This window comes from Acidithiobacillus albertensis, from assembly GCF_001931655.1.
Classification (GTDB): Bacteria; Pseudomonadota; Gammaproteobacteria; order Acidithiobacillales; family Acidithiobacillaceae; genus Acidithiobacillus; species Acidithiobacillus thiooxidans.
In genome coordinates, this window is record NZ_MOAD01000001.1 from 2,612,465 (window position 1) to 2,625,489 (window position 13,025).

The window sequence follows — 13,025 nt, forward strand, 5'->3', positions numbered from 1 at the left end:
ACCGTGAAAGTCACATGATCCACCAACCACGGCGGAACCAATCCTAACGCGAGAGAAAACAGCTCTTCAGGGACCATCAGCTAACTCCTATTCAGGGCACGACCGCTCCACAGCATTCTACCCCCTACCCACTCAATCTGACGAAGAGCCGTTGACTAAATATAATTTACCATTATAAATATTAGGATTACTGACATCTTCTCCAGTATCAACAGACCAAAGTAAACGCCCGGCTCCAACTCTCAAAGCGTATAATGTATGAGTTATCCGAGGCTCTATAAAGATAGTACGATGCCAAGCAGTGAGTGGAGGATCATAAATTCCCGCCTTTTCCGGATCATGATTGGACATCTTGGAAAAATGAACGGGGATGTCTAAAAAGTGCGCCACTCTACGGATGGCTGCAATAGTCCAGTTGGACCAATAGTACTTTTCATCCAGTAGACGTTGATGTATCCATGAGTTGGGAGGCAGCCTCTTTGTATAAATGGTTTTATTAAAGATCACATCACCTGTTTTTGCCTGCATACCAACAACCTGAAAGGTGAAGTATTTCATCTTTTCATGTCGCCAGAGATGGTTGATAATCTGCAACGGAGCATATGGTGGATTACGCATATATGCTGTATAAACAATTCCATGAGAGAGGACTGGAGATGCTTCAGCGAGATTTTGAGCATGAGAAAGATTTTGTGACCATACCACCTTATGAGTTCGCCAATCGATATCATAAAAATAATTTTTGTCTGTAAATGAATTGTCAGTCCCAAAATAAAGCTGATTCTGTGCATGCAGAGGTGAAGACATTGCTGACCAACCACCAATTTTTGTTTTCCATAGAATATGGCCCGTTTTCTCGTTCAAAGAAAAGAAATGACCACCGCCATCAGGGCCAAGGATTTCGTGATTTACATACGCAGGTGTTGGCATAACTTGACAGTGGGTCAAATGTTCCCAGGCAATATGGCCTGTTTTCCTGTGAAGCGCTATCACTCCATGCGGGTAGGGTGAACGGCAAGAATAACCTTTATTTACCGCAAACATGCGCTTTCCACCCATTCCAACAATGACCAAATGCCGAGTAACAATGGGTTCTGTCATACTGATATTAGGTAATTTTGTGGACCAAATTATCCGACCATTTTCCCCGTCAACTCTGACGACCTTTCCTTGTTGAGGTTTTGATCTTCCAGCGCTTATAAACAGATTATTTTTGCGGATATTGATGGGGGCGATAATTCTTTCACCTAAATTTATTGTAAAACTTCCCAATTTCTGATTCGATGTATTCAGGTGGTGAATATTATCTTCAAATTGATTCACTGACGATGCCGAAGCTATAGCCATGGGCGCAGTTGCAAGATATAGAATCACAACTATTAACCAAACATATTTCAATGTATTAATTTTTTTTGTGGTGATAGACAATAACCTGTTCATTCTCATTTCTGGCCACCATGGTTAACAATCAACTCAAGCGAATCACCTGTGATTTTTTTATTTAATCTGTTAGTGCTATAGAAAATGATATTTTTACAAACAATAGGACCGTGTTATTTTCATAAGCACCGTCAAATATAGAGTTCATCATCTTTATTACTCTCCGACTACATTTCCCTGAATCCTCACAACGATGCGTAATACAAGGTTGGCAACAAACCCGCCAACAATAAGCATAATATTGGCAATTTGCATATCGATATAAGCATCTGATTTTTTTTGAAACACCAGTGCCGCTGTTTTAGTCCCATTGGCAAGAAGCTCCAAAGTAAACAATGAAGATGCAAATATGATCAGGACTATCAACATCACATTTATTGCGACATTCCATGTATTATGATTAATACGTTTTGCAATCAATACCGAATCAGAATAGTAGATAATAGACATCAAAGACATTTCCAAGGCAATTTCAGTAAAATTCCCAGAATATATTCTTATCACAATAAAAAACAAATAAATAAGCACGGGAATGCTTAATATGGAAATCTCTGAAAAGGAATCGATGCAAATATGCATTATCTTTTTTATTTTTTTAAGATTCATACGCACTCCACGTGATTAACAAAGCGAGAAATATTAGTTCGCAAAAGTACTGATAAAAAATTATCTTTTTATATTTATTGGCAAGTATTATCAAATACCTACCATTCGATTTAAATGACCATGATGAACAGCCCCTTCATTGCCCATTACGAAGCAATTCCCCAGGGGCTGTTTTTGAAAAGTTCAGATCTGTAAGTGAAAATGACAGATCATTTCCAGCTTGCCATTAAATTACTAATTTCTTACGCCATTGTCCCTGTTCCATCATGGGTCCAAATAGCATGTAGTAAGGCCCCTTGTCCAAATGGGCAAGTACGCCTTCATTGTGAATCTGCCGCAACTCGTAATCCAGCATCGCATGGGCTATGCCCATATGTGCATGTTCGGGAGACTCCCATTCCATATGCACCAAGTACTGCGTTGGCTTCTGGCCCGGAATCAGCGGCTTATCAGGCACCTGGCTGCCATAGTTGGTGTTGTACTCTGGTGGGTTGGCACCCAGTGTGGCCTTCAGCATCCCTTTGGGGTCAAACTGAAAGGATCCTATGGCAGAAACGCCAAACTGTTTCATGATCATCCAGCCGATCATGCCCGGAACATTTTCTTTCATCCAGGTGAGCGTCTCTATGGCCCCTTTTTCAAAATCTCCCTCATGCCCGTCCATCACCCAATGGTCACCAATGGCAATAGTCCGCTTTGCCGATAATGCCACTTTAGGCACGGGCTTCTGCTCTGCGAAAGACTTTCCTAAAGCTGCAGGGATATCGGTCATACCCATAATCAGGGGGAGATCGGAACGAATGACTTCATAATAGGGTTCCCATGGTCCCTCTATGACCATATCCAGGCAGCTTCCACATAATTCAAAGATTTCCTTGAAGTTTTCATGATGCATTTCTTCATGCGACTTCACGTCTTTCCATACGGTGTACTGAAACATGGAAATAGGATTCAGGGTTTCATGCATATCAATAGCGCCACCACCATAGCGCCCAGCCATGGGATGAATGCCCGTCTGCAATAATTGTTCAAAACCTAAAAACCCGGGATGCGAGGCCGTAGTGATACAAACCTTGGGCCCAACCTTCATCATGGTTTCATAACTTTCCGGTCGATTGGCTACTTTTGACTGATTGATGGCAATAATAGGATTTTTACTCATATATTAACCTCCAGTTGTTACTCATGGAACAAGTTAGACAAGTGAATTACCGATTAATTCACCTATAATATCCTCAATAAGAGATGACAGGAAAACATTTAATCAGAGAACCTCTCTTTGAAATCACCCATTTTTCCTGTACTTCTCCTGTTTCCTTTGTGTCTTTAACTTCAGCCTCTTGCTGAGCGTTTCCGGTAATTTTATCGGCGACTTCTTTGACGGCATCTTTGACCTGCGTTTTATTCATAAAACTCTCCTTAGTTGATAGATTATTCAGCAACACGACCTTGGCTATTACTGGGCTGCGTGAGCTAACTTTTCCGAGTGTTTATCGAGCTCATTCAGTAGTGCATGAATCCCACCTTTTTTCAGAGTGCTGGTAAATTCCGCTTTCTGCATCGCCAGGTTGCTGACCCCATCTGTCGTTACATTGACAATTTTCCATTGGCCATGGTTTTGGCTGAGCAGATAATCAAACGTGTTGTTTTTACCGCCATTGCCGGACTTCAACGTACTGCTGACCATCATTCGGTGGCCAAGCACGCTCTTGGAGACGGGGCTGCTAAACTTTTGACCGGCGTAATGGGTGAAATGCGCGGCATAATTTGCCACAGAATAATGGGTCAGTGCCTGCACAAACTGCTTCTTTTCCGGAGCAGACAGCGTATCCCACGCGGTCCCCAGGCTGTAGTGCGCGATTTTTGGAAAATCATAGGCTTGGATCATTTCGGGATACAATGCGTGAAAACGACTCTCATAGCTACTGGATGGCCCCATTTTCATGGAGTGTATGAGCGCCATGTTGAGCTTGGCCACGACGCTGTCGGGCGCATTACCTGTTGAGGCAATAGCGCTTCCTGTACCCAACATGAATATCGCTATACAAGCACCCCAAAATTTTTGGTTTTCTGTACGTTTTGAAAATTTCATCCTCATCTCCTTTATTCATCCGCCAGAAATCAAATAGGCGGGGCCTTGACGGTAGCCTGGACACCCAGCGTCTGGTTCAATAGCGAGAAAAACTGTCTGGAGAGGGTTTTATTGCCAAACAGACCAACACCCATCGTCACTTTGGTAACCTCTTGACTCGTGGATTTCAAAATGACGCTGACATCCGTGCCTGCTGTCGTTTTCCCATCAATGATCCATTTGTCTGGATTTTTCTTCACATTACCCACATAGGTAATATGCATTTTCGGGAAAACATGCAGAACGGCAGCCTGAACCGTTCCGTGCGGCCTTGGATAATAGGCGTGATAGTCGGATAGAACGCCTGAATGGACAGCAGCAACGCTGCCGGCTCCCGCACCGGCTGCAGCGATAGCGACGCAGCCACTTAAAGGCAATACCGCCCCCATACAGAGAACTGCAGCCATCCAGCCGAGTTGTTTCCCATAGTTTGGATATTGAATACGCATTGTTCATTCCTTGTGTTTGCTGTAAGTATGGAACGGATAGGGCGCCAGGATCTTACTCAACGAGCATGACGCTCTATTCCAGCTTACTGAGTACCGCTCGCTGCCCGATCTGCCTGGTTTGCCGTCTGTTGCGCAGCGTCTGCCCGGTTTAATGCTTCATTTTGTTTATGCTCTAGCGCGTCGGCTTTCGCCAAGGCCCGATTGGCTGTCTCCTGGGCAGCGCGTGCATTATTCTGCGCTGACTCGGCTTTGGCGCTAGGGCCGCCTCCGCACCCGGCAAGGGCCAGAGGGGTCAACATGGTCATTGACAGAGTGAGCGTCTTCATCGTTTTCAATACATTCATGATAATTTTTCCTTTGAATTAACACACCTCAAGGCAAGGCTTTCCCGAAACTATGTAGAGTTTTGTTGGCGTTATAAGACAATGCATTACCAGAGGCTTTTTCAGCATTTTTGCAGGATTCCAACTTGTCTCGGCTGGCACTGTTTTTACACCAGGCTACTTCCTGCGACATTTTTTTCTGATGATGTAAATACCAGGAAACTGGATGACCACCCTGGGGCCCCTGAGAAACAGCTGAACAACCGGCAAGAGCCATCCCGAATAACGGCGGTATTAGAAAAAACAATTTTGATATTTTCATATTCTCACTTTCTCCTTCTCCACGTAGATAACTGGATTTAAGATTCAGCTAATTTGGTACGTTGATTTATTGTCGATTAATTCTGGTACATTGTCAAAAATTGATTACAATAACGTTGCTGTAGCTAATTGGCGACTTATTGATTCTTTCTCATATTTCCTTGATTACTGTTTATTAACAATGATCATGGCGGGTTACTGAAGATCTAAAACATACATTATAAATTTACTTTGTCGTTGATATGAAACAATCAACATAAGAATTTCATTGCACAAAAATGAATAGCATAGAGCAGATAATGATGCTGAGAAATGGGCATAGGCAAGCAATAAAATAAAAATACAACATCACCATAAATAAGAATATAATTAAAACAATACAAATAACTTATTTATTTTTCAGATAGATACAAAATTTGATAAGCTGTAAAATATTTACTATAGTATATAAATCAATTTGCACAAAGGTGAATCAAATGAAAACTATTGCTTTGATTGGTTGCGCAGCACTGGGTGTGTTCCCCGTATTGGCCTTTGCCAGCCCACTTCAACATGGTCTGAACTATATCGGCATTTACGGGGAGGCTATCGGTACACCCGATTCATACAACTCTTTTAATACGCAAGATTTCGCACAGTCCTTTAAATCCATGAAACCCGCTGCTGGTGGAAACACCTCGGGTGGTGTTGGTGTGGTACTGAACGGGATCAGTCAGGATGATGTCCTCTTGCATCTAGGGTTTAATTATGGGTTTAGCCCCATTATTGGTGATAGTAATGGAAATACCAGCAACAGTGGTCATTCCATGGCTTTTAATGCGCGGCTGGGCAAGGGGTTTCAGTTTGGTCACAATCTGATAGTGGGCCCCTATATTGGCTATCAGTACGCGCAGTTCAAATTAGGGATTGGTGATAATGGCAACTTCGGAAATACTACCTACAATAATAATGCCATCGGTGGTGGATTGTTTCTTGCCATGGAACCTGTTCAAGACCTCACCCTGTCTGCCCATGCCGGCTATATGGTGGGCATATCATCCAATGAAAAAGTGAATTTTTCTGATTTGTCCGTTCAGCCTGGCGGCGTTCCATCAGCCAATGTATTCCAGGTGGGTGGCAAACTAAGTTACCGCTTCCTGCCGAATGTCAGTGGATTCGTCGGGGTGAATTACGATCGCTACTTGGCCTCCAAACAATTCGGCCCCATCAACGTTAAGACGCGGGTAAACAGCTTGCGGGGTATGGTAGGTGTTGCTTATAACTTCTAACCAAACATTTTTAGTACGATGATATGACTTTTTTATGAACTAACAGTTGTTTTTAATGCTGTTAGATCTACTGGCTTAGAGGTTTCGGATAAAGTCATCCCCAGCGTAATAATCTGTAATGTTGTTGTTTTATTATTTACCAATCTATCCTGAAGCAGAATGTAATTAGATTTTTCATATATTAGCAGAAAGGAGGACAAAATGCGTAACCTCAAATTATCCAAAATGCTGTTCAACGGATTGTTTCATGTTGCTCTGGTAGCCAGTGCAGATAAGGAATGTCGCTATCTACTAGTCGACGGTTTACGTGAGTTAGTTACAGGCTTAAATGAGCTAATTGATCTCAACGATATGCCTGCAAGCTGTAATAACGGGGAAGTTCTGGAGCACGATATTTTAGACATTGAGCATGTAGTTTTTTTAATGTTAGAAGATGCCCGTGCTAAAGACAAGAATTTAGAATTACAATGCTCATTAAGTCAATTGATGGACGAACTTACCGCTATTAAATGGTTTTTATCTAACCGGTCACAGATTAATAGCTCGATTAGGGTAATGGCTCCTCGACACCATGTGTAGTTTATGAGAACTATCAGCCCCGTATGGTGCCTGTACAGAAGAAATCAGTCTGTCATCGATTGATGAGAGGCTGTTATTTCTTTCAAACGAGACCACTGCATGAAGATAAAATATAAACTCCTTGTTTTTGTCATAGTAGTCCCGAATGCTCTTTCATTAATATACTATTTTGGTGTTGCTTCACTAATGTATCGATCCACCTGTAGCATGCAAATAAAGTTGGTAACTTTTTCAAGTTATAGGCCCCTAAAATTAGCGTATTGAGATTTTCAAAAATAAATAAAGTTGGTAACTTTTCATCCGCTCAAGATCAAAGCCCCTAAATTTTGTGCAAATAAAGTTGGTAACAATCGTCATGATCATCCCCCACGAATAAAAGGTCGTAGTGAAACACCTATGACCTACAGTTGAGCATTTCAACAGGGTATTCCTTGGACTCGATCAAGAAACAATGAGTTTTTCCATTAGACATCATCCGGTTTGGAGGAGATTCACTTTGGCATTTGCTGAAAGTTGAACGATCACAAGCTCTGACCATGCACCGCCCCGGTGTTAGCCATGAGTAGGGTAGGCGCGGCCTCCACCACCAGAAGAAATTTGTTTCCAGATAGATTTGACCGGAGTTATATGCAGTCACATACTGATCGGGCGGTTGGCCTGACAGGAAATGATCATGGATGCCGATAGTACCCATAAAACGCCCCACTGCGTCCGTAAAAAAACGCCACCCACTCGGAACCATCAGGTCAATGTGCATGTGTCCGATGCCGCGTGGCAAGCCTTGCAGGCTGCAGGCCTTGCAACAGTTGAATATCCACTTTGGGACCGCTCTGAATGACACCATTGAGACCCTGGTGGTGGATGCGGAACTCCGTATATTGCTGGAGAAAGGGCGGGAAGATGATCTCGAAACCGGATAACTCCCCAACTGGCGCAGCCAAATCCGCGCACGGTTGCCATCCAGGTCTGGACCGCATCTGGTGACGACGACATCCGCAGGACCCGAAAGTGCCGCACCGGTCGCCTTCTCGGAACAGGACACGCTGCTCCTGAAACGTCTTGGGACTACCCTCCGCTCGCTTCTGGCGCAACTGGCCGAAGATCTGTACAACCACATACAAAGCCAAACCGAAACCCCAAACCTGCCCGGCGACGCAGATCAGGCCGCCCGTTTGCGGGCCATGCAAAAAGACTGGCTGGAGAAGCTGTTTGCCGGTCCCTACGATGGCGCTTTTTGGAATACCCAGCGGCATATGGGAGAGCGGCATATCGAGCTGGCCATTCCTTTGCCGCAAATCTGGGCTACTTTCACTTTTCTGCGCACGTCTCTTACCCGTGAAGCCATTCGTGTGGCGGTGACGGAACAGACCGACCCGGTAGCCGGGATCACGCCCCTACTGCGTTTGCTGGATGCCTGCCAATATGCGATGAGCACGGCCTATGAACGCAAACGCCTGCACGATGCCATTCTGGCGCTGCGTCAACTGGCCCGGGTCTATGATCTGGAGGCATTTTTCCATGAAGCCGCGAAACTGGCCATTATGGAGGCCCAGGCCGATGGTGCTGGCCTGCTCTGCCAGACAGAAGGACAACAACTCCAGTATCGGTTTTTTCATGGTCTGCCGATGGCTTATCAGGCCTTTGCCAGCTGGTCATTCCCCGATCATCTGGGCACATCCGGTGCCGCCTTGCAGCGGGGAGAGCCGGTTTATGTCCCCGACTATCCCCAATCCATGTATGCCATGCCCGAATTTGTCGATGCCGGTCTGCGGGGGAGTCTGGCCATCCCCATTCCCGGTCCAGAAGGCCTTCAGGGCGTTTTGGCGATCTCCTGGTTTCAGAGCCAACCGCCCACACGCATTCCGGAAGACCGCTGGGATCATCTGCGCCTCATCACCGACCTGCTGGGGGCCAATCTGCACCGCGAAAAACTCGAAATACGCATGGAAGGGCTCGCTACCCGGGATATGCTGACCGGTTTACCCAACCGTCGCGTGGTCACTGAACGGATCACGGCGGCCATGGCCCGCGCGGAACGCCACCAGTGTTTGTTTGCCCTGCTCTTTCTGGATCTGGATGGCTTCAAACCCATCAATGATCGCCTCGGGCATCATGTCGGCGATGAAACCCTCCAGCAGGTCGCACACGATTTACGCAGCGCCTTGCGCGGCGAAGACAGTGTCTTGCGCTATGCGGGCGATGAATTCATGGTGCTCGCGCAAGATATGACCCACATCAGCGAAGCGGAAGCCATCGCCCAAAGAATGGTGGAAACCGTACACCGGGATGTCCACAGGGGGGAACTCGCCCTGCCGCTCAGTGCGAGCATCGGCATCAGCGTCTATCCTTTCGATGACGGAAGTGCCGAAGAGATCGTCCATCATGCCGATCTCGCCATGTATGCCGCCAAGCAGGCCGGCGGCGATCAATGGCAGTTTTACGATAATGATATTGGCGAGGCCCTGGCCGAAAGGCAAGCGCTCGTCCATGATTTACGGCATGCCCTTGACCGGGGGGAATTCCGGTTGCACTGGCAACCCATTGTCACTCTGTCCCCGCGCCATATCAGCGGGGCTGAAGCGCTGTTGCGCTGGCAACATCCGACCCGAGGTTTGCTGAGTCCTGGGGAATTTCTGGAAATCCTGGAGTCCCTTCCCCTGATGCAGGCGGTCGGTCACTGGGTCATCGAGACAGCCTGCGCACAGGCCGCACAATGGCATCGCCAGGGGCACTGCCTGGATGTGCACATCAACCTCGCAGCCTCACAACTCGAAGACAAGACATTACTGGATTTTCTCAAAGACACTCTGCGCCGTCACCCCACACTGCAGCAGGATCACCTCTGGTTAGAGATCGTCGAGAGAGTCGCCTTACGTGACATTCCAGCCACAGCAGCCATGATCCGGGCCTGTCGTGAACTGGGCCTGCATTTTTCGCTGGATGATTTCGGAACCGGTGCGGCAGCCCTGCAGTATCTGGTGGAACTGGAATGCAGTGGAATCAAACTCGACAAAAGCATGGTAGATCCCATGCGCAATAGCCCCAAACATCACAAGATGGTCCGCGCCATGGTAGACATGGCCAAGACCTTGTCGATCCATGTCGTCGCAGAAGGCGTTGAGGACCAACACACGGCAGAGATCCTGGATGCCATGGGCGTGCAGCATGCCCAGGGTTATCTGTTTGCCAAACCCATGGAAGCCGCTGAAATGACCCGGATGCTGGGTTAACGCCGGCGTTTGTTTTGGGCACAAGCAATGACACAGAGCCAGAATCCCCCCGAATGGTTTCACCTGAATAGTTTCAAATTTGCAACAGTTGTTCTTCGTTGTTACAGTGCATAAGCAGAATACGACACCATTATCCAGTAGAGGAATCCACAGACTTCACATAGCCTGGCGAACCCATGAGCCTTTCCGTCGACGATACCAACTTAGGGATGCTGCTGCCCATGCGCGCAGGGCACAGCATGGTCGAATATCAGCAGGCTGTTCTCACAGAATTTGCAGAACCCATTCAGGACCATATCCCCGAACATCTGTGTACGACAACGGCTGCCGACGCCATGCTGTTTTCTGATGAAGCGAGTGAAGACGGGCAGCACTTCGTTTTCCGGGGCTGTGATCAGGGTGGTTTGGTATTTTCCCCGAAAAATCCGCTTCTGCCGGCTGAGCATTATCAAAACACCCTGATATTTCTGGAGATAGACAGCCGCATTTACACCTTCATTGCGCCACTCAAGTACATTTTTCTGGGGGATCTGCATTTCGATATGCCCCAAATCCTCCATAAACGCCAAACCCGTCATAATAAACGCGTCAGAATCGAAGGCAGCGTGGTTCTCGGACGCAAAAATGGCCGTACCGCCATTGCCCGCATTTATGATTTCAGTCCGACCGGACTCAGTTTTCTGAGCGAAGAAACGGACTTTCTGCCCGGAGAAAGCCTATTGGCGTCGTTTGATGTTCCCGAGTGTGGCACCTGCGAAACCATCGCCACCATCGTCCGGGTCGACAACCGGCCTGCGGGGCGCGGTTTTCGGGCTCTCGTTGCGGTCAAAATGACCCTGACTCAGCCGCAACGCGCCAAGGCGGAACAACTGTATCTCTGCAAAAAAGCCGAAGAACTCAAAAAACGTTCGGAATCTTCCCGGACCCTCCGTCCGGGGGAGTTTTATTTAAAATAACTGACTGGCAGAGCCTCAAGCGGACAAATCTGAATGCATTGCCGATAACGCCTTTCGGAATGCTTCGTGCTGCTTTTGCAGCGCTTCGCGCAAGGCCGACAAATCGGGTGCATGTTCTTGCGCCGCCTGCAGGAGTTGAACGGCTAACTGATGAATCTGCTGATGCGGGACGGCCAGCTCCTGAAAACCACGAAGGGAAGCAAACTGCTTCCTGCCGGTGCCATCGTACCATTTTCCCAGACGGCAGGCGTGAGAATCCATCGGCAGCGGCAGGTGATCTGGAGACAGGGCCTGGGCGCCCTTTTCGGATTCGCGCAAGGCCACCTCGACGAAATGCTGGTGAGTCTCCTGTGTCGCTTCGAACTGTAACAGCGTGGTCATCTTCCGCAGATGATGCGACTTGTCCAATAAGCGCTGTACGACAGAATCGACGCCAGCCGTCTGCTCCTGAACCGCGCTGTTTTTCTGTTGCATGGCTTTTCCGGAATCCGCAATCTGTTCCATGCCCTCCCGGATTTCGACCGTTGCTTCCTGAACATGGGCCGCCAAGCTGCGCACTTCATCCGCCACCACCGCAAAACCCCGCCCATTTTCTCCTGCCCGCGCTGCCTCAATGGCCGCATTCAAGGCGAGTAGATTGGTTTTATAGGAAATATCCTTGATAGTACCCACGACCCGACTAATTTCCTGAATCTTTTTGAGCAGCAGCTGCACCGAAGACACGTTATCCGTAATGGCCGATTTGACCTGACCAGAACTTTGTTGCACTTCCTGCATGGCTGTTTCAATATCCGCCGCCGCCCCATCCACATTGACGGTAACCGCCCGCAAGTGCTCCACCAGTTGATGGGTTTTTTCCTGCAAACCCAATAGTCGGGAAATCATGGGTTGCGCGAGGGCTTCAAAGTCGGGGTGCTCGACAAGGATCTGCTCCATACGCGGCCCATCGCCTTCCAATTGGGCCTCCAGATATTCCAGTAATGCGCATGCCGCCCTGCTTTCCTCTGCCACGGTTATCTCTCCTCGCTATTTTTATCGACTGCATTAAGTACGGTCACTGATCTCTGAACCCTGTAGACGGGTAACATCAGGAGTTCTCGTTGCCGACATATCCGGAGCACCAGAGACCTCCGTGTTGCGATCAACGCAATAGCCCAGGAGGGCCTCCATCAGGAGGATATCCAGTATACCTTCGGTCGACAGGCCAGAATCCCCGATCAATAGGGTGAGCGCCCTTTTCTGAAAAGGCGTGATGCGTTCTGCGGGCAGGGAATGGATTTTCACAGAAGGTTTCATCTGGCGTACCCCCCATGAACGTCCCGCGCAGGCCGCTTCCTTTGAGGCCCGGTGGTGAGCACTAACCTACCGAACATGGGGATTCCCCAGAAAGTGGTGTAACGCATCCATCAGCTGTGCATTGGTTTCCAGCAGCTCCTGAGCTAATTGCCGCGCTGGCGGACTGCCCGGTGGATCGACATGATCTCTCAGCAGTTGGTGCAGGCGGTGATGGAGCCGATCCACCTCGACCGGCAAAGCGGCGCGGTCGGGCAACTGGTCCAGCCACAGGGCCAGATGACAATGTTCTGCATCATCGAGGCCCAAGATCCGCTCCGGCAGACGGCCCTTCCCCTGGAGGTACTGAACGGATTCTTGTACGCGTATCTGGTGCGCCCCCAACAGCCCCGTATCCGTTATACCCATGAGGTTATTGCGGGGGGGGGG

General features: G+C 48.0%; 16 protein-coding genes. 5 read left to right on the forward strand and 11 right to left on the reverse strand.

The features are described 5' to 3' along the window. Positions 1 to 132 precede the first annotated feature (132 nt). The 8 genes from BLW97_RS13425 to BLW97_RS13455 all read right to left on the reverse strand — a co-directional run bounded on the left by BLW97_RS13425 (position 133) and on the right by BLW97_RS13455 (position 5,271). Positions 133 to 1,428, reverse strand: coding sequence for an outer membrane protein assembly factor BamB family protein (locus tag BLW97_RS13425; RefSeq protein WP_207650599.1), 1,296 nt, complete (start codon positions 1,426 to 1,428; stop codon positions 133 to 135). A gap of 168 nt (positions 1,429 to 1,596) precedes the next feature. Then, positions 1,597 to 2,046 carry a hypothetical protein gene (locus BLW97_RS13430; RefSeq protein WP_075323417.1) on the reverse strand — a complete coding sequence of 150 codons (450 nt, stop codon included), beginning with the start codon at positions 2,044 to 2,046 and terminating at the stop codon, positions 1,597 to 1,599. Positions 2,047 to 2,272: 226 nt separating this feature from the next. Further along, complete coding sequence (locus BLW97_RS13435; RefSeq protein WP_075323418.1) at positions 2,273 to 3,208, reverse strand: sulfur oxygenase reductase family protein; 936 nt, start codon at positions 3,206 to 3,208, stop codon at positions 2,273 to 2,275. A gap of 73 nt (positions 3,209 to 3,281) precedes the next feature. After that, the gene (locus tag BLW97_RS19665; protein ID WP_169829324.1) at positions 3,282 to 3,455 is read right to left on the reverse strand and encodes a hypothetical protein; all 174 of its coding nucleotides are present in this window, start codon (positions 3,453 to 3,455) and stop codon (positions 3,282 to 3,284) included. Positions 3,456 to 3,502: 47 nt separating this feature from the next. Further along, complete coding sequence (locus BLW97_RS13440) at positions 3,503 to 4,138, reverse strand: ABC transporter substrate-binding protein (protein WP_075323419.1); 636 nt, start codon at positions 4,136 to 4,138, stop codon at positions 3,503 to 3,505. Positions 4,139 to 4,167: 29 nt separating this feature from the next. Continuing rightward, positions 4,168 to 4,626: a DUF3568 family protein gene (locus tag BLW97_RS13445; RefSeq protein WP_075323420.1), complete on the reverse strand. Its 459-nt coding sequence runs from the start codon at positions 4,624 to 4,626 to the stop codon at positions 4,168 to 4,170. Between the two features lie 83 nt (positions 4,627 to 4,709). Further along, complete coding sequence (locus BLW97_RS13450; protein WP_075323421.1) at positions 4,710 to 4,970, reverse strand: hypothetical protein; 261 nt, start codon at positions 4,968 to 4,970, stop codon at positions 4,710 to 4,712. Positions 4,971 to 4,998: 28 nt separating this feature from the next. Continuing rightward, the gene (locus BLW97_RS13455) at positions 4,999 to 5,271 is read right to left on the reverse strand and encodes an EexN family lipoprotein (RefSeq protein WP_075323422.1); all 273 of its coding nucleotides are present in this window, start codon (positions 5,269 to 5,271) and stop codon (positions 4,999 to 5,001) included. 475 nt (positions 5,272 to 5,746) lie between these two features. Between BLW97_RS13455 and BLW97_RS13460 the strand changes: the two genes are divergently transcribed. From BLW97_RS13460 to BLW97_RS13480, 5 genes are all read left to right on the forward strand, one after another. Beyond that, positions 5,747 to 6,538, forward strand: coding sequence for an autotransporter outer membrane beta-barrel domain-containing protein (locus BLW97_RS13460; protein ID WP_075323423.1), 792 nt, complete (start codon positions 5,747 to 5,749; stop codon positions 6,536 to 6,538). Positions 6,539 to 6,739: 201 nt separating this feature from the next. Continuing rightward, entirely contained in the window at positions 6,740 to 7,117 is a 378-nt protein-coding gene (locus BLW97_RS13465; RefSeq protein WP_075323424.1) for a hypothetical protein, read from the forward strand. 755 nt (positions 7,118 to 7,872) lie between these two features. After that, positions 7,873 to 8,037: a hypothetical protein gene (locus tag BLW97_RS19495; protein ID WP_158025098.1), complete on the forward strand. Its 165-nt coding sequence runs from the start codon at positions 7,873 to 7,875 to the stop codon at positions 8,035 to 8,037. Between the two features lie 60 nt (positions 8,038 to 8,097). Then, positions 8,098 to 10,347: an EAL domain-containing protein gene (locus BLW97_RS13475; protein WP_143214888.1), complete on the forward strand. Its 2,250-nt coding sequence runs from the start codon at positions 8,098 to 8,100 to the stop codon at positions 10,345 to 10,347. Positions 10,348 to 10,523: 176 nt separating this feature from the next. Next, complete coding sequence (locus BLW97_RS13480) at positions 10,524 to 11,303, forward strand: PilZ domain-containing protein (RefSeq protein WP_075323425.1); 780 nt, start codon at positions 10,524 to 10,526, stop codon at positions 11,301 to 11,303. A gap of 15 nt (positions 11,304 to 11,318) precedes the next feature. Here the strand turns inward: BLW97_RS13480 and BLW97_RS20230 are convergent, their stop codons facing one another. From BLW97_RS20230 to BLW97_RS13495, 3 genes are all read right to left on the reverse strand, one after another. Then, entirely contained in the window at positions 11,319 to 12,314 is a 996-nt protein-coding gene (locus BLW97_RS20230; protein WP_075323426.1) for a methyl-accepting chemotaxis protein, read from the reverse strand. A gap of 33 nt (positions 12,315 to 12,347) precedes the next feature. Beyond that, positions 12,348 to 12,599 (reverse strand): hypothetical protein, encoded by a 252-nt coding sequence (locus BLW97_RS13490; RefSeq protein WP_075323427.1) that lies wholly within the window; start codon positions 12,597 to 12,599, stop codon positions 12,348 to 12,350. 66 nt (positions 12,600 to 12,665) lie between these two features. After that, positions 12,666 to 13,025 (reverse strand): hypothetical protein (locus BLW97_RS13495; protein WP_207650600.1); only part of this gene is annotated, 360 nt, incomplete at its 5' end.